Here is a 20,772-nt window from a genome sequence, read left to right on the forward strand (position 1 = left end):
TTTATTTATGAGTGTGTATTGGTCGGCGTATCAATTATTGAAAGGAAGCAGTTATGGATATTGGTTTGCTCGAAGACGTGAGTCAAAAGCTGGGCAAGATTTTCAAGGATTTGGGCTACACGATCGATGTGGATAAAACTTATCTGACTTCGGTAGTGGTCAATGATCAGGGTAAGCAGGTCGTGGACTACTCCGAGAGTTTGAGTTGGGCGGTCATGGAAAAAGTCCAGGCGGATGAATTACCGGAATTCAGTGATGAATACGCGGGCGTGTTTTCCGAGCAGTGGACATTTGAGCCTGACTATAGAGTTGTCGGATTGGATGTAGAGCAGGTCAAGGTATTTGGGTGCGAAGTGGTCGAGTCCTATCGCCGCAAGTAATCGCTGAATTATCCGTCCGGCAAGGCTGCCAGGGTTGGCGGCGTTGCCGGATTTTTTGTTCTGAACTGTGCAAAAGGAAGCGCGCAATGAATAGTGATGTTGTAAAAAACAAGGTTCAGCAAGAACCTCTGCGGCCCTCAAGGCGGTCAGTAATACCCACCTGGTTGGAACGGGCCACCGAAGAGGATCGCGAGTATTACCTGGATACGGAACAGGCATTGGCGAAAAATGAACAAGCGCTGGATGAACTGCTGAAAGAAGTCAGATCTCTCCGTGAATTCGCAAATTATTATGCCCGGGAGATCGTCAGGATCCCCAGCGGCAAAGTTGTCGATCCAGAACAGATCTTCGTCAGTGCCCGGCATACTTTTTTTGTCGGACAGCAAAAGATCATTCAAAGCAATCGCCTGACCCTTCCCGAGTTCATGATCAACGGTACATACGACGCGGCCTCTGTTCCACTGGAAATCACCCTCGAAGGCGACACACTTCCACCCGAATTCACCGAGGAAGACTTGTTGGACTTGATGCGCGCCGACGTCAGTATGCGTTCGTTGTATTCGGAAAAGTTTGAAAAGAAATACGCCAGCGAAGAAGTGCTTCACGCCCTGCAAGCCCGATTGGACAGTCGCATAGACTTGAGTTCGTTCAGTGCGAGATTGCAGGGGCACATCAATGATCAAAGTCTGAAAATCGTTGAACTGGCGACTGACCAGGCTGAAGGTTACTCCTTGGGAGCGTTATCGTTTGACGGCTGGAATAAACCTTTCCAGGGGATCATCGTTTATTGCGGGCCGCAAGGCGAAGCCGGTCCTTGCGTGCTCTATGCGCCCGAGGGACCTGGGGGGCGAACGTGGTACGAGTTCCCGTCCTTCAGGCAATTGAACGCGCATATGGTTGATTGGGTGGGAGCGCCAGAGGGGCGCAGCTACCTGAGCCGTCAATCTCATGCCAGTGAGCGAAAAGACGTTGAAGCGTACATGCGGCGGGTATTGGAGTTGCCGAGTCGGTGGTACGGCATCAGCCACCATCCTTGGATCTCGGCAGGATCGGGTGCATTACGTCTTGGTGTTTTGCTGACTGTCGATTGGCAGAGGGAGGAACTGGAGGCGTTAACCCCTGCGGGTTATCGATCCGCGTCGTCCTACAATCAAAAGTATTTCGCTCGATTGAACACCGAACTCAAAGCGCTGACCTGGCTTGCCAATCACGAAACAAGGCTGATCAGCTACGAGAAGTTTGCCTTTGATCTGATAAAAAAGAGGGCGGATGATCTGTTGGCAGATAACGGCGAGCCCATGTCCATCGATCCCGACCTGATTATGGTGCAACTGGATCCCGCACAATCGATGACGTTGACCCAACTCATTATCACAGAGCATCACATCATTGATGATGGCCGGCCGGGGCATATTCCTGATGGTTATCCGCTAGTCCGATTGTTACCAGGTCATCCTCCGATTTCCGACCTGCTGAGAAAATACATCCCCGGTTGGTCGAGGACGCTGCGCCCGGGCGAAAAATATATCGATATGCTGCATTCGGACTATCTGGATCAAGACTCACCCGGTTACGACTTCAAGCGCGATGTGTATGTCGATCTACAGCTACAGGAGATGCATCGGGGAGCGTTGGCGGAGTTGTTCAACGGTGTTCTGGAGACCGATCACTACCATCGTCTCGCGCAGGTTATTCGTGACCTGCGCGAACCCGAGGAGCCCAGTGACCTAATTGTTGTCGACTACCCTGATTCTCCCAAGCGCGATGGTGTTTACCAGTTTCATCTGGAGCGTCGCAGGATCCAGGGCGTGTATGTCTTTCGCACGATGGACAACGGCGTCGCCCAGGATGTGTTGTATACCCCGCATGCGCCGGATGATCGGTGGTTCCGACCGTTGGCCGAGTTTGCGAAGTCGGTTAAAAGAGGCGGCCTTGGCGATTACTACTGCAAACGTGCAAAGCTCACCGATCAAACGCTGGTCAGAAATTACCTCGACAGGGTCACAAACAGCAGTGCCGATCTTGAGGCTCCGTCGTTACAGGTCAATAGCCGGGTTTTCAACTTCTCGAATTGCTACAGAAACATGGTCGGTCAGGCCATCGATGACGTGGATGCCAAGACCTCCAGTCTCATCGAAGTATTGGCAAAAATCACATGGGACGCGGCGGTTGCGGCCGTTTCAGTCATAGGCTGTGTGTTTCCGCCGATTGGTCTCGGATTGAGTGCCGTTCTCGTGGCCAAGGGCGTATTTGAGGGTGCGTTGGCCTACCGCGACGGTGACAACGAAAAAGCCCTTTCCAGTTACCTGGATTGCATGTTGGAACTGGCCACAATGCGCATCGGCAAGTTGGGATTCTCGCAGGCGCAGAAGTTGATTGCGAAGCAGTTGGGCGACGTCAATACCTGCATGAGCGTGGTCTCGGCATGCACGGGTACCACAGCAGATCTGACGGTCATTAAAGAACTGATCAAGGAAGCCATCGCCGAGCCTGATTCCAGCGAGCGGACGCTGCTGGCATAAACCCGGCTAAACGGTTACGGCGGGCGGTTCATAGCCCATACGCCAACTCACGGCCCGCGTCGCCGCCAGCAAACGCTGCGCCGCCGGGCCGTTTTCGTCGGCGTGGAACAGCGACGTCGGGCCAACGATAGTCATGACCGCAGCCACATTGCCGACGGCATTGAAAACCGGCGCCGACAACGCATCGACGCCCGGCATCAACAAACCGTGCACATGGTGCAGACCGCGACTGCGGATCTGTTCGCACAACGCGCCATAAGCCTGATCGTCTGCCAGCGCATGGGTATTAGCGTTGTGCAGTTCCTGCTCACGCAAGTCCACGGTTTCTCGCTTCGGCAAATAGGCGCCGAACACCAACCCGGTCGACGAGCTGAGCAGCGGCAACACCGAGCCCAATTGCGTCACCACCGTCACCGCGCGCACCGCGGGTTCGATATGCACCACGGTCGCGCCCTGATTGCCCCACACCGCCAAAAAGCACGTTTCGTTCAATTCATCGCGCAACTCGGCCAGGGGCAGGGCGGCAACTTTGAGCACGTCCATACTGTTGAGTGCGGCCAACCCCACACGCAAGGCTTCGCGACCGAGGCCGTAGTGGTTAGTGGCGGTGTTCTGTTCGGCAAAGCCGCTGGCAATCAAGGCCTGCAAATAACGGTGAACCTTGCTCGCCGGCATCTGCACGTGCTCGGCCAGCCGTGACAAAGACGTCGATGGCGACAACTCGGCCAGCGCCTTGAGGATGTCGGTGCCGACCTCGGCCGAGCGGACTTTCTGTTTGTCGTTGTTGCGCGGCGTTTCCATGGAGGCGGTCTGATCCGGGACGAATGGGCGTCTTTATAGCTTGACGGTCAATACCAATCAAATTACGTTGTGCGTAATTGAATTACGACAAAAATAACCCAGGCGTGCCAGGACCTCTGAAACAGAGTGACAGGCCATCGCCTACTCCCTGTTCAGGAGGCTCCATGAACCTCGATTCAACGGCGCCAGCGCTGGCTTATCAGTCCGGCTTCGGCAACGAATTCAGCAGCGAGGCGTTGCCCGGTGCACTGCCCGTCGGCCAGAACTCCCCGCAAAAAGCTCCGTACGGTCTCTACACAGAACTGTTCTCCGGCACCGCGTTTACCATGGCCCGCAGCGAAGCGCGGCGTACCTGGATGTACCGGATTCAGCCGTCGGCGAATCACCCGGCGTTCGTCAAACTGGACCGGCAACTGGCCGGCGGCCCATTGGGTGAAGTCACCCCCAATCGCTTGCGCTGGAACCCGTTGGATATTCCCACTGAGCCCACCGATTTCATCGACGGACTGGTGAGCATGGCGGCCAATTCGGCGGCGGAAAAACCGGCCGGGATCAGTATCTACAGCTACCGCACCAACCGCTCCATGGAGCGCGTGTTCTTCAACGCCGACGGCGAGCTGTTGCTGGTTCCAGAACAGGGACGGCTGCGCATCGCCACCGAACTGGGCGTGCTGGAACTTGAGCCGCTGGAAATCGCCGTGCTGCCGCGCGGTCTGAAATTCCGCGTCGAATTGCTCGACCCGCAAGCGCGCGGCTACATTGCGGAAAACCACGGTGCGCCATTGCGCCTGCCGGATCTCGGGCCAATCGGCAGCAACGGCCTGGCCAATCCGCGAGACTTCCTGAGCCCGGTCGCCCATTACGAAAACCTCAAGCAGCCGACCACCCTGGTGCAGAAATTCCTTGGTCAACTGTGGGGCTGCGAGCTCGATCATTCGCCGCTCAATGTGGTCGCCTGGCACGGCAATAATGTGCCGTACAAATATGACCTGCGCCGTTTCAACACCATCGGCACGGTCAGTTTCGACCACCCGGATCCGTCGATTTTCACTGTCCTGACCTCGCCGACCAGCGTCCATGGTCTGGCCAATCTGGACTTCGTGATCTTCCCGCCACGCTGGATGGTGGCCGAGAAAACCTTCCGGCCACCGTGGTTTCACCGCAACCTGATGAACGAATTCATGGGCCTGATCAAGGGCGAATACGACGCCAAGGCCGAAGGCTTCGTGCCCGGTGGCGCGTCGTTGCACAGCTGCATGAGCGCCCACGGCCCGGACGGCGAAACCTGCACCAAAGCGATCAACACCGAACTCGCCCCGGCGAAAATCGACAACACCATGGCCTTCATGTTCGAGACCAGCCAGGTGCTGCGCCCGAGCCGTTTCGCCCTCGATTGCCCGCAACTGCAAACCAACTACGACGCCTGCTGGGCGACACTGCCCGCCACTTTCGACCCGACCCGGAGATAACCCATGACTCAGACTTCCATCACTCGTAGCTGGGTTGCCTCCGCCAACGGCCATGCGGATTTCCCGCTGCAAAACCTGCCGCTGGGCGTGTTCAGCGTGAAGGGTTCTGCTCCGCGCAGCGGTGTGGCGATTGGCGACCATATCTTTGATCTGGAAGCAGCGCTGGAGGCCGGCCTGTTTGACGGTGCCGCAAAAACGGCGGTCGAAGCCACCCGTGGCGGTCAGCTCAATGCATTTTTCGAACTGGGCCGTGAGGCTCGCGTCGCCCTGCGTGAACGCTTGATCGAACTGTTCAAGGAAGGCAGCACCCTGCACGGCAAGATCGAAGCCCAAGGCGCGAAACTGCTACCACTGGCGACCAATTGCGAGATGCACCTGCCAGCGAAAATCAACGATTACACCGACTTCTACGTCGGCATCGAGCACGCGCAAAACGTCGGCAAACTGTTCCGTCCCGACAACCCGTTGCTGCCGAACTACAAGTACGTGCCCATCGGTTACCACGGCCGCGCGTCGACCATTCGCCCATCCGGCACCGACGTTCGCCGTCCGAAAGGTCAGACCCTGCCGGCCGGTCAGACCGAGCCGACCTTTGGCCCGTGTGCACGTCTGGATTACGAGCTGGAGCTGGGTATCTGGATTGGCCAGGGCAACGAGATGGGCGACTCGATCGCCATCGGTGATGCTGCGGATCACATCGCCGGTTTCTGCCTGCTCAATGACTGGTCGGCACGGGATATCCAGGCTTGGGAATACCAGCCACTGGGGCCGTTCCTGTCGAAGAGTTTCATCACCAGCATCTCGCCATGGGTCGTGACGGCCGAAGCGCTGGAGCCGTTCCGTCGTGCGCAACCGGCGCGTCCTGAAGGCGATCCGCAGCCGCTGCCGTACCTGTCCGACAAACGCGATCAGGCCGCTGGCGCGCTCGACATCGAATTGGAAGTGCTGCTGCTCACAGAGGCCATGCGCGAGCAGAACCTGCCGGCCCATCGCCTGACCCTGAGCAACACGCAACACATGTACTGGACCGTGGCGCAACTGGTTGCGCATCACAGCGTCAACGGCTGCCAGTTGCAGGCCGGTGACCTGTTCGGTTCGGGCACCTTGTCGGGGCCGGAAAACGGTCAGTTCGGCAGCCTGCTGGAAATCACCGAGGGCGGTAAGAAGCCGATCGAGCTGGCGTCGGGCGAGGTGCGTAAATTCCTTGAGGACGGCGACGAAATCATTCTGCGTGCCCGTTGCAGCCGCGAGGGTTTTGCCTCCATCGGTTTCGGCGAGTGCCGCGGCAAAGTGTTGCCGGCGCGTTAAGAGGAACGGGTCATGGAACTCTATACCTACTACCGCTCGACCTCGTCTTACCGGGTGCGCATCGCGTTGGCATTGAAGGGGCTGAATTACCAGGCGCTGCCGGTCAACCTGATCGCACCGCCCGGTGGTGAGCATCGCCAGCCAGCGTATCTGGGCATCAACCCGCAAGGTCGGGTGCCGGCCTTGCGCACTGATGAAGGTGAATTGCTGATCCAGTCACCGGCGATCATCGAGTACCTGGAGGAACGTTATCCACAGGTGCCGCTGTTGTCCAAAGACCTCGCCGCTCGCGCGCATGAACGGGGCGTGGCGGCGGTGATTGGCTGCGATGTCCATCCGCTGCACAACGTCAGCGTGCTCAACCGGCTGCGGCAGTCGGGCCACGATGAAACGCAGGTGGTCGAGTGGATCGGGCACTGGATCGGTCAGGGCCTGGCGACGGTCGAGCAGTTGATTGGCGATGCAGGTTACTGCTTTGGTAATGAACCGGGATTGGCGGATGTGTATCTGATTCCGCAGCTGTACGCGGCTGAGCGATTCAATATTGCGCTTGAGGCGTACCCACGGATTCGTCGGGTTGCGGCGCTCGCCGCGACACACCCGGCGTTCATAAAAGCGCACCCGGCGAATCAGCCAGACACCCCTTGACGCCTCACACTGACTCAATGTGGGAGCGGGCTTGCTCGCGAATGCGGCTTGTCAGTCGACATTTATGCTGCTGACACACCGCTTTCGCGAGCAAGCCCGCTCCCACAAGGTTTTGCTATCAGTGGACGATCGAGTTGGGCGGGAGGTGGCCTAATCGCTCAGTCAAACGAATCCGCTGGATCGGGTCGTCGCTGAGCAGCAGCGCATGCTCCAGATCGAAACGCTCGGCGTTCGGGCAGTCCAGCCGCTGGTAGAGGCTGGCCCGGGCCAGGTAATCGGAGGCGCTCGCGTTGCCGAGCTCCAGCACACGCTCGGCGTCGATCAGAGCGCCGATGTAATCATCGTGGGAAAGGTGCAACTGACGCAGGTTGCGCGACAGTCGCTGCAGCATCTGCACCGGTTCGGCAGTCAGCAGATGCTCGGCGCTGAGCTTCATGTTCGGGCCGTACTGGCGTTGCAGCAGTTCACGGCAATCGTTGGGGTACAACCGGCGTCCACCGCAAGGGTCGAGCAAATGATCGGCCCCCGGAACCCGCAGCAGGAAATGCCCGGGGAAGTTGACCCCGACCATAGGGATTTCCAGGCCTCTGGCCAGTTCCAGCGCAATCAGCCCCAGTGCCAGCGGTTGTCCGCGCCGGCGTTCCAGCACTTTGTCGAGCAAGGCCGCTTGCGGGCGCAAGGGGGTAAAGTCGTCCTGAGCGAAACCCAGGTCATTCAGGCGTCGCAACAGCGGTTGGGCCAGTTCGCTCACCGGCAGCATCGGCAGGCCGTAACTGACGCGTTGTTGCAGGTCCTTGAAACGGGTCAGAACCGCCGCTGGATTCACTTCCTTGTCATGCTCGGCGGACATCCACAGCGCCGCCTCGAACAGCGCGGGCGGTGATCGTTGCAGACAGTCGAAGAAGCGTTGGCGGGGCGTCATCAAAATCTCCTGCGAATGCCTCGTTTTAGCCTCGTCTGCGGCGTTCGTCCAGTGGCACGCCAGGTTATGCCCGAAACCGCTGATTAGCGGCGATGCTTATTCCGGTGCGCTTCTGCAATTTTTGGGCGCGAGCCTATACTGGCGACTACAAGAAGTGATTCGGGAGCCCCTACGATGTTCGCTCTCATGCAAAGCACTCGCCTTGAATCGCTGCATCTGAGCGTCGACTCGGTCACCGGGTTGAAGGCGGTCATTGCCATTCATAACAGCCGTCTGGGGCCTGCCCTGGGAGGTTGTCGTTACCTTGCCTATCCCGACGACGAGTCCGCGATCGAGGATGCCATTCGCCTCGCCCAAGGCATGAGTTACAAAGCGGCGCTCGCCGGTCTGTCGCAGGGCGGCGGTGTGGCGGTGATTGTTCGACCGGTCCATGTGGAAAACCGCGCGGCACTGTTCGAAGCGTTCGGCCGCTGCATCAATCAGCTCGACGGCCGCTACATCACTGCCATCGACAGCGGCACCTCGGTGGCGGATATGGATTGCATCGCCCAACAGACCCAACATGTCACCAGCACCACCTCGGCGGGCGACCCGGCGCCTCACGCGGCGATGGGCGTGTTCACCGGCATTCGTGCCACCGCCATGGCCCGTCTGGGCAGCGATAACCTCGAAGGCTTGCGTGTGGCCATTCAAGGCCTGGGCAACGTCGGTTATGCCTTGGCCGAGCAGCTGCACGCCGCCGGTGCCGAACTGCTGGTCAGCGACATCGATCACGGCAAGGTGCAACTGGCCATGGAGCAACTCGGCGCTCACCCTATCGCCAACGAAGCATTGCTCAGCACGCCTTGCGACATTCTCGCGCCGTGCGGCCTCGGCGGCGTGCTCAACAGCAATACCGTCTCGCAACTGCGATGCTCGGCGGTGGCCGGTTCGGCGAATAACCAGCTGACTCATCTGGATGTCGCGGATCAACTGGAACGGCGAGGCATTCTTTACGCGCCGGATTATGTGATCAATGCCGGCGGGCTGATCTACGTCTCGCTCAAACACCGCGGCGAAGAGCTGACGACCATCACCGCGCATCTGTCGAAAATCAGCTCGAGGCTGACCGAAGTCTTCGCCCATGCCCAGGCGGAGAAACGTTCCCCGGCGCGAGTGGCGGACGAGTTGGCGGAGAAAGTGTTGTACCGCTGAAATCAGAGACAAGATCTTTTGATTTTCGGACATGAAAAAGGCCCTGAGTCATTCGACTCAGGGCCTATTCAATTGGGGTGTTGCTTACTTCGGCGTCTTGGCGGCTTTGGCTGGCTTGGTCGGCTCAGCAGCTTCAGCTACTTCAACGGGTTCGGCCTTTTCAACCACTTCAGCCGGCGCATTCAGCAGTTCGGACAACGCATCCGGCTGACTCTTGAACGCCTTGGCGAACACATCGCGGTTCTTCGCCATGTAGATCCCGGCTTCTTCCACTTGCTGCTCGGTCAGGGACGGAACGGCTTTTTGCAACACTTCAGCCAGCAATTCGGCCAGTTCGAGCATTTTGTCATGACGGTCAGCTTCGGCTTTATCCATGAACAAGCGCTCCAGATCTCGGCTGCTGCGGTATACCACTTCGACGGCCATTCACCACCTCACATGCCTTCACGATAGTTGTCTGTTTCGACCACTGTATTTATATACAGCGAAAAGGATAAGCGAATCCCTGCGCTTTGGGTAGTGGCTTTTTAATGTAGACCGAATTCAGGGTTTGTCAGGTAGACCGCGTCGCTCCATTCGCGAGCAAGCCCGCTCCCACAAGGGATCTCCGGCGTTCACAACACCAGTGTGGGAGCGGGCTTGCTCGCGAAGGCGCCTGTCCAAACACCACAAAAGTGTCCAATAGCTGCCCATCGCCATCTCACCCGACAGCCTCTGGCCTTTTTTCTGCATGCAGAACAACCGTCACGTCCAACCCGCATCATCCGCTCGACCGAGCTAAGGAAGAATCATCGTGAAAATCAACTGGGCCGAGAACCTGCGGCAGAACGTGCACCAACTGGCCGAATCCCTGGGCAATCTGTTCGTCGAGACCTTCCACTACCTGGCGCTGTTCGCCATTGGTGCGGTGACCGCGTGGGCGGCGGTGATGGAATTTCTGGGGATGATCGAAGAGGGGCACATCAAGATCGACGACATCTTGCTGCTGTTCATCTATCTCGAACTGGGCGCGATGGTCGGGATTTATTTCAAGACCAACCACATGCCGGTGCGCTTTCTGATCTACGTGGCGATCACCGCGCTGACGCGGCTGCTGATCTCCAACGTCTCGCACCACAACCCGCCCGATCTCGGCATCATTTACCTGTGCGGCGGAATTCTGCTGCTGGCGTTTGCGATTCTGGTGGTGCGTTACGCCTCGTCGCAATTCCCTTCGGTGAAGATCGAACACCCGCAACGCAAGATCGGTGCGGGTTCCGGTGAGCATCCCGAAGTGGAGAAGGGCGAGCTTTAAAGCCGCATGGCGGGCCGTGTCTGGCCTTTGGTTGGCGGCGGCGGCAGGTTGCGGTTGTCACCGTCGGTCATGGCTTCGAGGATGGACATGGCGCACTGGCCCTGTTCGATGGCAATGCCGAACTGGATGCTTTGCACCAGACGTTTGAGGCGCTTGGGGTCATTGCGTTGTTCAGCGCTGATCATCCGTTTGGCCACGACCCGGCCACTGTTGGACAGGGTCAGCATGATGCTGCCGTCCAGACCCTGAATGCTCAGGTTGATCTGGTAATCCGGTGCAAAGGCATCGGTAATGAGCTGAAAGGGGTTGTCCATGATGCGTCACCGCCTGATTGAACGTGCAGTAATTGACCGGTCATGATCGGGTTGGTTCGCGACACCAGACCATCGGCATGTCGCTCGCCGAGGTTTTAAAAAGTCCTTTTGACCTCGAGAAAGATGTAGCAAGGGGCATGCCGGAAAATTGTCGAGCATTGATCGCCCCCTGTAGGAGCGAGCTTGCTCGCGATGGTCGTCAACGATTACGCGTGTTTACCGGGTAAACGCGGCGCTCTGAAGTCCATCGCGAGCAAGCTCGCTCATACAAAAGACCTTGCCCGTTTCAGGGCATGAACGAGTAGATGATCGCAGACAGTGCAACAAGACCGATCAGGACCACGAACACGTTCGACGCCTGGCCCGAATACTGGCGCAAGGCCGGTACGCGGCGAATGGCGTACATCGGCATCAGGAACAACAGGCACGCGATGATTGGCCCGCCGAGGGTTTCGATCATGCCGAGGATGCTCGGGTTGAAGGTCGCCACGGCCCAGCAACTGAGGATCATGAACAGCGCAGTGATGCGGTTCAGCCAGCTCGACGACATCACCCGGCCACGGCCACGCAGACTTTTCACGATCAAGCCCTGAAAGCCTTCGCTGGCGCCGATGTAATGGCCGAGGAAGGATTTGGTGATCGCCACCAGCGCAATCAACGGCGCGGCATAAGCGATGACCGGGGTCGGGAAGTGGTTGGCGAGGTACGACAGGATCGAGATGTTCTGCGCCTTCGCCGCTGCGAGATCAGCCGGGGACAATGCCAGCACGCAGCTGAAACAGAAGAACATCACCGTCACCACCATCATCCCGTGGGCGATGGCGAGAATGCCGCTGCTCTTGCGCTCGGCCTGCTGACCGTAACGCTGCTTTTGATCGACAGCGAAGGCGGAGATGATCGGCGAATGGTTGAACGAGAACACCATTACCGGAATCGCCAGCCACAGCGTTTTGAAGAACAGTGGCATCGGCATGCCTTCGCTGGCGGTGGCGAAAAATGCGCCGTTCCAGTTCGGGATCAGGCTGACACCGAGCAGCAGCAACGCCGCGACGAACGGGTAAACCAGCACGCTCATGCATTTGACGATGACGCCCTGGCCACAACGGACAATCGCCATCAGGCCGAGGATCAGCCCCAGCGACAGCACCGCCCGAGGTGGCGGGGCGATGTGCAACTGATGCTCCATGAAACTGCTCAGCGTGTTGGTCAGCGCCACGCTGTACACCAGCAGGATCGGGAAGATCGCGAAGAAATACAGCAGCGTGATCAGCTTGCCCGCGCCGATGCCGAAGTGCTCTTCCACCACTTCGGTGATGTCCCCGGAGCGCCCGGACAGCACGAAACGGGTCAGGCCACGGTGGGCGAAGAAAGTCATCGGGAACGCCAGCACTGCCAGGATCAGCAGCGGCCAGAAGCCACCCACGCCGGCATTGATCGGCAGGAACAGCGTGCCGGCGCCAATCGCGGTGCCATAGAGGCCCAGCATCCAGGTGGTGTCGTGTTTGCTCCAGCCCTTGTGGGTTATTTCTTTATTGCGTGTCAGATCTACAGCGGGATTTTCGGCAGCAGGTGTACGTACATCGGTCATCGTTTTTGGCCTCGTTATTATTCTTGCTCGGGCTCACGGGTGACGGGCGGTAAGGGAATGCTCCTCAGCACTCCACCCAGCTGACAGCCAGGCCGCCCCGTGAAGTCTCTTTGTATTTGTCATGCATGTCGGCGCCGGTGTCGCGCATGGTGCGGATCACCCGGTCCAGGGAAATGAAGTGTTTGCCGTCGCCGCGCAGGGCCATTTGCGTGGCGTTGATCGCCTTCACGGCGGCAATCGCATTGCGCTCGATGCACGGCACTTGCACCAGGCCACCGACCGGGTCGCAGGTCAGGCCGAGGTTGTGTTCCAGGCCGATTTCCGCAGCGTTTTCCAGTTGCTCGGGCGTGGCACCCAGCACGTCGGCCAGACCGGCGGCGGCCATGGCGCACGCCGAACCGACTTCGCCCTGACAGCCGACTTCAGCGCCGGAGATCGAGGCGTTTTTCTTACAGAGAATGCCTACAGCCGCCGCGCCCAAAAAGAACGCGACCACGTCATCGTCCGACGCGTCCGGGTTGAATTTCATGTAGTAGTGCAGGACGGCGGGAATGATCCCGGCCGCGCCGTTGGTAGGCGCGGTGACCATCCGTCCACCGGCGGCGTTTTCTTCGTTCACGGCGAGGGCGAACAGGTTCACCCATTCCATCGCCGATAACGTGGAAGTGATGACATTCGGCTTGCCGATTTCCAACAGGCTGCGATGCAATTTCGCCGCACGGCGCGGAACATTCAGACCGCCGGGCAGGATGCCTTCGTGGCGCAAGCCTTGCTCGACGCACTCGCGCATCACCGACCAGATGTGCAAAAGGCCCTGACGGATTTCGGCTTCGCTGCGCCAGGCCAGCTCATTGGCCATCATCAATTCGGAAACCCGCAGGCCGTTCTGGTTGCAGAGCTTGAGCAATTCGGCGGCGCTGGAGAAATCGTACGGCAGCAGGACGTCGCTGGTCGGCGCGATGCCGGATTCGGCTTCGGCCGCTTCGATGATGAAACCGCCGCCGATCGAGTAGTACGTTTGCTCCAACAGCTCACCGGTTTCGCCGAAGGCTGTCAGAGACATGGCGTTGGGGTGGTAGGGCAGGCTCTCGTCGAGCAGCAGCAAATCGCGGTTCCAGTCGAAGGCGATGGTGGTTTGGCCGGCCAGATTCAGTTCGCCGGTCTTTAGTAATGTGTTGATGCGGCTGTCGATGCAGGTCGGATCGATGCTGTCCGGCCATTCGCCCATCAGGCCCATGACACACGCACGGTCGGTGGCGTGGCCGACGCCGGTGGCTGAGAGGGAGCCGTATAGGCGAACTTCTACCCGACGGACGGCGGACAGCAAATTCTGCTCAATCAGTGCCTCGGCGAAGGTCGCGGCGGCGCGCATCGGGCCGACGGTGTGGGAACTGGACGGACCGATGCCGACTTTGAAAAGATCAAAAACACTGATAGCCATGCTAAAGCCTGTACAAGCAATGGAAGAGAAATCGCTGCCATTTTTGTAGGACAAGCGCAATGTCGGCGATACTGCCTACCTCGGTCCTACGTGACCAACGAAACTTCCTAAGAAAGCCTTTAGCAGGACTAAACAATGAGTCGCCAATTGCATGCCCAGACTTACGTCTGGCTGCACGTGTTTTCCTGTGCCGCGCGGCACTTGTCGTTCACCCGGTGCGCCGAAGAGCTGCACATCACGCCGGGTGCGGTCAGTCAGCAAATCCGTCAACTGGAAGAACGGCTGGGTTTTCGACTGTTCCACCGGCGTGCCCGTGGTGTGGAATTGAGCGCAGAAGGCCAGCGACTGGCCATCACGGTCAACGAGGCTTACGGCAGCATCGACGCAGAATTGCGACGACTGGATGCAGGAATGATCAGCGGAATCTTGCGGCTGCGCTCGATACCGTCGTTCCTGAGCAAATGGTTGACCCCGCGTCTGCCGCGCTTGCAGCAGCGTTTTCCGGACATTCAATTGCGCCTCGTGGCCGAGGACAGCAGCGTGCCGTTACACGAGGGCGACTTCGACCTGGCCATTGATCTGAATGACGGCAGTTACCCCAGCTTGTTATCCACAACCTTGCTCGACGAGCAGATCTTCCCGGTTTGCGCGCCGAGCCTGTTGCGCGGGCGGCCGCCGTTGCACGGCCCGGCAGACCTGTCGCACTTTCCGCTGTTGCACGACATCACTGCCTGGCGCGGCAGTTATGAGTACGCGGAATGGGAGTTCTATCTCAACGCCATTGGCTTCGAAGGCGCGGATCTGCGGCGTGGGCACACGTTCAATCGCAACCACCTGACCATCGAAGCGGCGATTGCCGGAATGGGCGTGGCGATTGCGCGGCGCACCTTACTGAACGATGAGCTGGAGCGGGGGACGTTGATCGTGCCGTTTGGTCTGGCGGTGCCGAATCACAAACGTTACGTGCTGCTCTATGCGCCGGGGGCGCTGAGCCATCCGGGCGTGCGCGCGGTGCATGACTGGCTGGTGGAAGAGGCGGGGATTTTTCGAAGCCTGCACCCGCTGGCGGAGCGGCAGATGTGAGTAATTATGACAAAGAAGCGAGGCGACCCAACTCCCGACCTTAACAGCGCATTTGCTCCTTGTCCGGCTTTTTTTGCGAATGAAAATTTATCTTTTTTCAGGGGTTGAATTGTTCGGCGCGCAGACCGATTGTGTAAGTAAGAGGTCACGGTGACGACGCCCAAGGGCTAGCCGAAGGGCCTCTCGCGAGCTAGCTGAAATAAGGGATGAACTATGCAAATCCAAGTCAACAGCGATAACCATATTCAAAGCAGCATCCGACTGGAGGAGTGGGTACGTACTACCATTGAGAGCACGCTCGAACGTTATGAAGAGGACCTGACCCGCGTCGAGGTTCACCTGCGGGACGAGAACGGCGACAAGCCTGGTCCCCATGATTTGCGCTGCCAGCTGGAAGCGCGGCCAAAAGGCCACCAGCCGATTTCTGTCACCCATAAGGCCGAGAACCTGGAACTGGCGATCGACGGTGCGGCTGAAAAACTCGAACACGCGCTGGAACATCTGTTTGGCAAACTGCGGGGCAAACCACGTGCCGCGGTGGTGCCGTTCGAAAGAGTAGCGGCCGATGCGCTGCTGGAAGACGAGTTTCTCGAGAACGAACAGGCAGCACTGAACGGCTGACACCCGATTCACTTTTTATCTTTCCACCACTGAAAACGGGCCTGCTTATGCAGGCCCGTTCTTGTTTCAGGGTTTGGTTGATTCTGCAGGTTGATGAATACCTGTGGCGAGGGAGCTTGCTCCCGCTGGGCTGCGAAGCAGTCCCAAAACCTGCCTCCGAGTTCTATCAGGCAAACCGTGTCAGTCGGTCTGCGACTGCTGCGCAGCCGAACGGGAGCGAGCTCCCTCGCCACAATGAAGTCCTGCCCCAGAGACATCGTCAGTCTCAAACGCGCTGATCCGAACTGTTTTGCGTATGAGAATATTTATCATTAATATTGCGACCTTGTTGGCCCCCTGACTTTCTCGCGGCCTCACCCGTTTCAAGGTCGAAACATGAAAGTACTCCCCGTTTCCTATCGGTTGGCCGTCACGTCGCGAGTGCTGGCCGCGGTGCTGGGCGGCTACATTGTCGCGGCGCTCGCCAGTGTCAGCCTGAGTCTTTGGTTGCCCATGGCCCGCGCCGACGCTGTGGTGACCGGGATGATGACGTCGTTTCTCGCCTACCTGTGCGCGGTACTCTGGTGCTTTGCCTGCCGCAGTGCATGGCAAGCCTGGCTCGGGCTGATCGTGCCGAGCCTGTTGCTGGCGGCGGTGTCGGGACTGGCGTACTGGATGGGCCACTCATGAAAGAGGGCTTTCGTCAGGCGATGGCCTGGCTGCACACCTGGGCCGGGTTGACGTTCGGCTGGTTGCTGTTCGCGATTTTCCTGACCGGCACGCTCGCCTACTTCAAGGATGAGATCAGCCACTGGATGCAGCCGGAAATTCCTGCCCGTTCGGTGACCTCCGAAGCCAGCCTGACGCTCGCGCAGAACTATCTTCAGCAACACGCCGCCGGTGCCTCGCGCTGGCTCATCGACTTGCCCGATGCCCGCGAACCCGGCCTGTCGGTACGCTGGCAGCAAACCCCGGCCAAGCGTGGCGAACGCGGCCAGTTCACGGAAAAACGCCTCGACCCGCAAACCGGCGCCGAAGTGCAGGGCCGCGAAACCACGGGCGGCGAGTTCTTCTACCGCTTCCACTTTCAGCTGCAAATGCCTTATCCGTGGGGGCGCTGGTTGTCGACCATCGCCGCCATGGTGATGTTCGTCACGCTGATCAGCGGGATCATTACCCACAAGAAAATCTTCAAGGACTTCTTCACCTTCCGCCCGCGCAAGGGCCAGCGTTCCTGGCTCGACGGGCATAACGCGGTGGGTGTGCTGGTGCTGCCGTTTCACCTGATGATCACCTACAGCAGCCTGGTGATTTTCATGTCTATGGTGATGCCGGCGAGCATCCTGGCCTCGTACAACGGTGATGTCCGGGCGTTTTACGATGAGGTGTTTACGGCGTCCTCTACGCCGGAGCTTGCGGGCCAGCCGGCTCAGTTGGCGCCGCTGGCACCGCTGCTGGAGCGGGCGCGCGAGCAGTGGTCGGGCGGGCGCGTCGGGCGGCTGACAGTGAACAATCCGGGCGATGCGAATGCCTCGGTCGTGCTCGTGCGTGACGGCGCCGACCGCGTGGTCCACGACTTCGGCAGCGCCGTGAGCTTCAATGGCGTCACCGGGCAGCTGCTCGGCACGACGCCGGAGCAATCACTGCCGAGGGCGATTGCCGGCAGTTTCTACGGCTTGCACATGGGACATTTCGCCGATCCGGTGTTGCGTTGGTTGTACTTCATCTGTGGTTTGGCCGGCACGGCGATGATCGGCACCGGGCTGGTGATCTGGCTCGGCAAGCGTCAGCTCAAGCATGCGAAAAGCGCCGTGATGCCGTTCGAGTTGCGGCTGGTGGAAGTGCTGAACATCGCCAGCATGTCCGGGCTGATGGTCGCGGTGGCCGCGTTCTTCTGGGCCAATCGCGTGTTGCCGGTGGACACGGCCGGACGTGCGGATTGGGAAGTGAACAGCTTCTTTATCGTCTGGGGCTTGGGTGTGTTGCATGCCATGCTCCGCCGGGGCCGTGCTGCGTGGGTTGAGCAACTGGCGCTGGCGGCGCTGCTGTTTGGCGCGGTGCCGGTGTTGAACGCCCTGACCACGCCGTATCACTTGGGAATCACGCTGGCGCAGGGCGATTGGGCGATGGCCGGTTTCGATTTGACGTGTCTGGGCAGCGGTCTGTTTTTCGCCTGGGCCGCGTGGAAAATGCAGCGCTCGGGACAGGCTGAGATTGTCACCCGGCAGCGTGCACAGCCGATCACCCTTGAGCAAGAGGCGAACTGAATGTTGCTGGCCCTGTTGCTTTGTTACGGCGGTTTCACCGCGCTCTGTTTATCGATGGACCGGCATCACGCCGAGCTGTTGGGCCGCAAGCCGTCGGCCCGTCGGCGCCAACTGATGACACTCGGTGGTTGGCTGTTGCTGGCCTTGTCCATTTCGGCGGCGGTGTCTTCGACCGGTTGGGGGCTTGGGTTGGTGGAGTGGTTTGCGGTGCTGATGCTCAGTGCATTGCTGCTGGTGCTGTTGATGCCCTATCGACCGCGCCTGGCGTTGTCGCTGGCCGGTATAAGCCTGCTCGTCAGCCCCGTTGCCGCGTTTGCGCAGTATTGATCTGACGATCACCAGTCCTCCTGATTCCCACGACGAAGAACCTCACGGAGCGCGTGCGCATTTCCTGCAGGTGTTCTTGTCCCAGCGGCTCGCTGTCGGCGGTCTACGACTTCGGCACTGTCGTTGGGGGCGATCAGTTGCGGGTCGGTGCGGGTGCGCGGTATGTCGGTGAGCGGGCGGGTAACGCGGTGAATGATTTCGACCTGCCGAGCTACACCGTGGCCGATGCATTCGCCACCTACGACACCAAGGTCGAAGGGCAGAAGGTCAAGTTTCAGCTCAACGTGAAAAACCTGTTGGACCGCACCTACTACACGTCAGCGGCGAGCCGGTTCTTTGTGTCGATGGGGGATTCGCAGCAGATCTCCTTGTCCAGCACCTTAGAGTTCTGATCAGAGACCGCATTATCGTTCTTCGCGAGCAAGCCCGCTCCCACAGTGACCGCGTTCTCTCATGAAAATGCGATCAACTGTGGGAGCGGGCTTGCTCGCGAAGGCGTCTGCACAGACGCCGAAAATCTCCGGACTAGCGCAAAAACGCCTGCCGATATTCGCCAGGCGTCCCACCCAGAATCTGCCGAAACCGATTGGTGAAATGACTCGCACTGGCAAACCCGCACGCCAATGCAATCTCCCCTAACGGCTGTGATGTCGCGCGCAGTAATTCCCGCGCCCGGCTCAGCCGCCGCGCCAACACATACTGATGCGGCGGCAAACCAAAGCTCTCTCTGAACATCCGCGCAAAGTGATATTCCGACAACGCACACAACCCCGCCAATTGCCCCAGGCTGATGGCTTCGGCCAACTGACTGTCGATGAATTCGACCAATTGCCGTCGCTGGTGCGCCGCCAATCCACCCTTGAGCTGCAAGCCCTCGCGCCTCCCGACCTGGCCGAGCAGCACGTGGCTGAGCATTTCATGGGCCAGGCTGCTGGTCAGCAGACGTTCGCCGGGTTCATCCCAATTGAGCGTGAGCATCTGGCGAAAGCGCCGGGCCTGCTGCGGGTCGTTGAGAAAGGTTCCTTCGTGCAACTGCAGCTCGCGAGGTTCGCGGTCCAGCAGCGTGACGCAACCGAGGGCGAATTGTTCGGGGCTGAAATACAGATGGGCCAGGCGAATGTCACCGTTGATCACCCAGCCTGACTGATGGTCGGCGGGCAAAATACACAGCTTGTCCGGGCCGCCCTTGGTGCCGGGCTGGTCGCGGCGAAAGGTGCCGGTGCCGCCCGCGATGTAGCAGGACAAGGTGTGATGGCTCGGTGCTTCGTAGTCCTGGGCGTCGTGATGGTTGCTCCACAAGGCTGCAGCCATGCCGTCACCGAGCTCGGCGCTGTGCTCGAGGCGAGCATTGGGCGAGCGGTTGAGGGCTTGAAAGACTTGCAGGGTTTCCAGTGCGGGCATGATCGCTTCTCTCCAACGCCTTGCATCCTACTCCGTAGACGTTGGCCTGCCAGCCCGTCGACCGACAAAAGCGCAAGTTTATGCAAGTGCGTGCGCGTTTGGCGCAGCACACTTGATCCTTAATCAGGCAATGCCCTGTGGCGAGGAGCTTGCTCCCGCTTGAGTGCGCAGCACTCACAAAACGGGCAAAACTGGCCGGAATTTTGGGGCCGCTTCGCAGCCCAGCGCGAGCAAGCTCGCTCGCCACAGAAGCCAAGAGCATTGCCACATCCCGGAGCTGTAGCCATGAACCTTTCGCTGTACTTGCTGACCGTGCTGATCTGGGGCACCACCTGGATTGCCTTGAAATGGCAACTGGGCGTGGTGGCCATTCCGGTGTCGATCGTTTATCGCTTCGGCCTCGCTGCGCTGGTGTTGTTCGTGCTGCTGTTGCTCAGCCGCAAGCTGCAAGTGATGAACCGTCGCGGGCACCTGATCTGCCTGGCGCAGGGGCTGTGCCTGTTTTGCATCAACTTCATGTGCTTCCTGACCGCCAGCCAGTGGATCCCCAGTGGCCTGGTGGCCGTGGTGTTTTCCACCGCCACGCTGTGGAACGCCCTGAACGCGCGGGTGTTCTTCGGCCAGAAGATCGCCCGCAACGTCCTGTTGGGCGGTGCGCTCGGCTTGCTAGGGCTGGGCCTGCTGTTCTGGCCAGAACTGGCCGGCCACACCGCCAGCCCGGAAACCTTGCTCGGCTTGGGCCTGGCGTTGCTCGGAACGCTGTGTTTCTCGGCGGGCAACATGTTGTCGAGCCTGCAGCAGAAGGCCGGTCTCAAGCCGCTGACCACCAATGCCTGGGGCATGGCCTACGGCGCGGCGATGCTGTCGGCGTGGTGCCTGGTCAAAGGCATTCCGTTCGACATGGAATGGAATGCGCGTTACATCGGCTCGTTGCTGTACCTGGTCATTCCGGGCTCGGTGATCGGTTTCACTGCCTACCTGACATTGGTCGGGCGCATGGGCCCTGAGCGTGCAGCCTATTGCACAGTGTTGTTCCCGGTGGTGGCGCTCAATGTGTCGGCGTTTGCCGAAGGTTATCAATGGACCGCACCGGCGCTGGCCGGGCTGGTGTTGGTGATGCTGGGCAACGTGCTGGTGTTTCGTAAACCCAAGGCGCCGATGGTGCAGGGAAACGGCAAGCTGGCTTGAAGACCTTTCGGATCGAGTGCGTGTG

At 59.4% G+C, this 20,772-nt stretch carries 19 protein-coding genes and 3 pseudogenes; 15 read left to right on the plus strand and 7 right to left on the minus strand.

Annotated features, from left to right (window positions below):
- Positions 1-53 precede the first annotated feature (53 nt).
- Positions 54-380: a hypothetical protein gene (locus ACA073_RS04545; RefSeq protein WP_497401940.1), complete on the plus strand. Its 327-nt coding sequence runs from the start codon at positions 54-56 to the stop codon at positions 378-380.
- Between the two features lie 86 nt (positions 381-466).
- Positions 467-2,902 carry a dermonecrotic toxin domain-containing protein gene (locus ACA073_RS04550; protein WP_497401942.1) on the plus strand — a complete coding sequence of 812 codons (2,436 nt, stop codon included), beginning with the start codon at positions 467-469 and terminating at the stop codon, positions 2,900-2,902.
- A gap of 6 nt (positions 2,903-2,908) precedes the next feature.
- Here the strand turns inward: ACA073_RS04550 and ACA073_RS04555 are convergent, their stop codons facing one another.
- Entirely contained in the window at positions 2,909-3,703 is a 795-nt protein-coding gene (locus tag ACA073_RS04555) for an IclR family transcriptional regulator (protein ID WP_497401943.1), read from the minus strand.
- Between the two features lie 164 nt (positions 3,704-3,867).
- On the opposite strand from ACA073_RS04555, the gene hmgA reads away from it, so the two are divergent.
- From hmgA to maiA, 3 genes are read left to right on the plus strand one after another with little or no spacing between them, the layout of a single operon-like run.
- A complete protein-coding gene (gene hmgA / locus ACA073_RS04560) occupies positions 3,868-5,172 on the plus strand; it encodes a homogentisate 1,2-dioxygenase (protein ID WP_497401945.1) in 1,305 nt (434 codons plus the stop codon).
- Between the two features lie 3 nt (positions 5,173-5,175).
- Positions 5,176-6,480 carry a fumarylacetoacetase gene (fahA, locus tag ACA073_RS04565; protein ID WP_497401947.1) on the plus strand — a complete coding sequence of 435 codons (1,305 nt, stop codon included), beginning with the start codon at positions 5,176-5,178 and terminating at the stop codon, positions 6,478-6,480.
- A gap of 12 nt (positions 6,481-6,492) precedes the next feature.
- Positions 6,493-7,128 (plus strand): maleylacetoacetate isomerase, encoded by a 636-nt coding sequence (gene maiA, locus ACA073_RS04570; RefSeq protein WP_497401948.1) that lies wholly within the window; start codon positions 6,493-6,495, stop codon positions 7,126-7,128.
- A 118-nt stretch (positions 7,129-7,246) separates the two neighbouring features.
- Here the strand turns inward: maiA and ACA073_RS04575 are convergent, their stop codons facing one another.
- Positions 7,247-8,050, minus strand: a complete 804-nt coding sequence (locus tag ACA073_RS04575) for a SirB1 family protein (RefSeq protein ID WP_497401950.1) — start codon at positions 8,048-8,050, stop codon at positions 7,247-7,249.
- Between the two features lie 174 nt (positions 8,051-8,224).
- Between ACA073_RS04575 and ACA073_RS04580 the strand changes: the two genes are divergently transcribed.
- Positions 8,225-9,244 (plus strand): Glu/Leu/Phe/Val dehydrogenase family protein, encoded by a 1,020-nt coding sequence (locus tag ACA073_RS04580; RefSeq protein WP_497401951.1) that lies wholly within the window; start codon positions 8,225-8,227, stop codon positions 9,242-9,244.
- 171 nt (positions 9,245-9,415) lie between these two features.
- Here ACA073_RS04580 and ACA073_RS04585 read toward each other — a convergent pair.
- A pseudogene (locus tag ACA073_RS04585) lies at positions 9,416-9,670 on the minus strand (YebG family protein); the annotation flags it as partial.
- A gap of 367 nt (positions 9,671-10,037) precedes the next feature.
- On the opposite strand from ACA073_RS04585, the gene ACA073_RS04590 reads away from it, so the two are divergent.
- On the plus strand, positions 10,038-10,538 hold the full coding sequence (locus ACA073_RS04590; RefSeq protein WP_461951826.1) for a phosphate-starvation-inducible protein PsiE: 501 nt from the start codon (positions 10,038-10,040) through the stop codon (positions 10,536-10,538).
- On the opposite strand, the gene ACA073_RS04595 is transcribed toward ACA073_RS04590, so the two are convergent.
- From ACA073_RS04595 to ACA073_RS04605, 3 genes are all read right to left on the minus strand, one after another.
- Positions 10,535-10,852: a DUF3509 domain-containing protein gene (locus ACA073_RS04595; protein ID WP_497401953.1), complete on the minus strand. Its 318-nt coding sequence runs from the start codon at positions 10,850-10,852 to the stop codon at positions 10,535-10,537. The two genes, ACA073_RS04590 and ACA073_RS04595, sit on opposite strands and share 4 nt — an antisense overlap.
- 286 nt (positions 10,853-11,138) lie before the next feature.
- Entirely contained in the window at positions 11,139-12,440 is a 1,302-nt protein-coding gene (locus ACA073_RS04600; RefSeq protein ID WP_497401955.1) for an HAAAP family serine/threonine permease, read from the minus strand.
- A gap of 64 nt (positions 12,441-12,504) precedes the next feature.
- Positions 12,505-13,881 carry an L-serine ammonia-lyase gene (locus tag ACA073_RS04605; protein ID WP_497401957.1) on the minus strand — a complete coding sequence of 459 codons (1,377 nt, stop codon included), beginning with the start codon at positions 13,879-13,881 and terminating at the stop codon, positions 12,505-12,507.
- Positions 13,882-14,016: 135 nt separating this feature from the next.
- Here ACA073_RS04605 and ACA073_RS04610 point away from each other — a divergent pair, with 135 nt between their 5' ends.
- The 7 genes and pseudogenes from ACA073_RS04610 to ACA073_RS04640 all read left to right on the plus strand — a co-directional run.
- A complete protein-coding gene (locus ACA073_RS04610; RefSeq protein WP_497401959.1) occupies positions 14,017-14,964 on the plus strand; it encodes a LysR substrate-binding domain-containing protein in 948 nt (315 codons plus the stop codon).
- 213 nt (positions 14,965-15,177) lie between these two features.
- Positions 15,178-15,585 (plus strand): HPF/RaiA family ribosome-associated protein, encoded by a 408-nt coding sequence (locus ACA073_RS04615; RefSeq protein WP_461951824.1) that lies wholly within the window; start codon positions 15,178-15,180, stop codon positions 15,583-15,585.
- A 375-nt stretch (positions 15,586-15,960) separates the two neighbouring features.
- Complete coding sequence (locus tag ACA073_RS04620) at positions 15,961-16,254, plus strand: DUF3649 domain-containing protein (RefSeq protein WP_497401961.1); 294 nt, start codon at positions 15,961-15,963, stop codon at positions 16,252-16,254.
- Positions 16,251-17,831 (plus strand): PepSY-associated TM helix domain-containing protein, encoded by a 1,581-nt coding sequence (locus tag ACA073_RS04625; protein WP_497401962.1) that lies wholly within the window; start codon positions 16,251-16,253, stop codon positions 17,829-17,831. The genes ACA073_RS04620 and ACA073_RS04625 overlap by 4 nt, the downstream gene beginning before the upstream one ends.
- Positions 17,832-18,158: a DUF3325 domain-containing protein gene (locus ACA073_RS04630; protein WP_497401964.1), complete on the plus strand. Its 327-nt coding sequence runs from the start codon at positions 17,832-17,834 to the stop codon at positions 18,156-18,158.
- Position 18,159: 1 nt separating this feature from the next.
- A pseudogene (locus ACA073_RS04635) lies at positions 18,160-18,282 on the plus strand (RNA polymerase sigma factor); the annotation flags it as partial.
- Positions 18,242-18,550, plus strand: a pseudogene (locus tag ACA073_RS04640) (TonB-dependent receptor domain-containing protein); the annotation flags it as partial. The pseudogenes ACA073_RS04635 and ACA073_RS04640, both read left to right, overlap by 41 nt.
- A gap of 133 nt (positions 18,551-18,683) precedes the next feature.
- Here ACA073_RS04640 and ACA073_RS04645 read toward each other — a convergent pair.
- Positions 18,684-19,559 (minus strand): helix-turn-helix domain-containing protein, encoded by an 876-nt coding sequence (locus tag ACA073_RS04645; RefSeq protein ID WP_497401966.1) that lies wholly within the window; start codon positions 19,557-19,559, stop codon positions 18,684-18,686.
- Between the two features lie 285 nt (positions 19,560-19,844).
- On the opposite strand from ACA073_RS04645, the gene ACA073_RS04650 reads away from it, so the two are divergent.
- Positions 19,845-20,747: a DMT family transporter gene (locus ACA073_RS04650; protein WP_497401968.1), complete on the plus strand. Its 903-nt coding sequence runs from the start codon at positions 19,845-19,847 to the stop codon at positions 20,745-20,747.
- The last annotated feature ends 25 nt before the right edge of the window (positions 20,748-20,772 follow it).

Source organism: Pseudomonas sp. LBUM1670 (genome assembly GCF_059695695.1).

Bases quoted from the DNA above. Each gene is read 5' to 3' on its own strand.
- ACA073_RS04545 (WP_497401940.1), top strand. From the start codon at position 54: ATGGATATTGGTTTGCTCGAAGACGTGAGTCAAAAGCTGGGCAAGATT.
- ACA073_RS04550 (WP_497401942.1), top strand. From the start codon at position 467: ATGAATAGTGATGTTGTAAAAAACAAGGTTCAGCAAGAACCTCTGCGG.
- ACA073_RS04555 (WP_497401943.1), bottom strand. From the start codon at position 3,703: ATGGAAACGCCGCGCAACAACGACAAACAGAAAGTCCGCTCGGCCGAG.
- hmgA (WP_497401945.1), top strand. From the start codon at position 3,868: ATGAACCTCGATTCAACGGCGCCAGCGCTGGCTTATCAGTCCGGCTTC.
- fahA (WP_497401947.1), top strand. From the start codon at position 5,176: ATGACTCAGACTTCCATCACTCGTAGCTGGGTTGCCTCCGCCAACGGC.
- maiA (WP_497401948.1), top strand. From the start codon at position 6,493: ATGGAACTCTATACCTACTACCGCTCGACCTCGTCTTACCGGGTGCGC.
- ACA073_RS04575 (WP_497401950.1), bottom strand. From the start codon at position 8,050: ATGACGCCCCGCCAACGCTTCTTCGACTGTCTGCAACGATCACCGCCC.
- ACA073_RS04580 (WP_497401951.1), top strand. From the start codon at position 8,225: ATGTTCGCTCTCATGCAAAGCACTCGCCTTGAATCGCTGCATCTGAGC.
- ACA073_RS04595 (WP_497401953.1), bottom strand. From the start codon at position 10,852: ATGGACAACCCCTTTCAGCTCATTACCGATGCCTTTGCACCGGATTAC.
- ACA073_RS04600 (WP_497401955.1), bottom strand. From the start codon at position 12,440: ATGACCGATGTACGTACACCTGCTGCCGAAAATCCCGCTGTAGATCTG.
- ACA073_RS04605 (WP_497401957.1), bottom strand. From the start codon at position 13,881: ATGGCTATCAGTGTTTTTGATCTTTTCAAAGTCGGCATCGGTCCGTCC.
- ACA073_RS04610 (WP_497401959.1), top strand. From the start codon at position 14,017: ATGAGTCGCCAATTGCATGCCCAGACTTACGTCTGGCTGCACGTGTTT.
- ACA073_RS04615 (WP_461951824.1), top strand. From the start codon at position 15,178: ATGCAAATCCAAGTCAACAGCGATAACCATATTCAAAGCAGCATCCGA.
- ACA073_RS04620 (WP_497401961.1), top strand. From the start codon at position 15,961: ATGAAAGTACTCCCCGTTTCCTATCGGTTGGCCGTCACGTCGCGAGTG.
- ACA073_RS04625 (WP_497401962.1), top strand. From the start codon at position 16,251: ATGAAAGAGGGCTTTCGTCAGGCGATGGCCTGGCTGCACACCTGGGCC.
- ACA073_RS04630 (WP_497401964.1), top strand. From the start codon at position 17,832: ATGTTGCTGGCCCTGTTGCTTTGTTACGGCGGTTTCACCGCGCTCTGT.
- ACA073_RS04645 (WP_497401966.1), bottom strand. From the start codon at position 19,559: ATGCCCGCACTGGAAACCCTGCAAGTCTTTCAAGCCCTCAACCGCTCG.
- ACA073_RS04650 (WP_497401968.1), top strand. From the start codon at position 19,845: ATGAACCTTTCGCTGTACTTGCTGACCGTGCTGATCTGGGGCACCACC.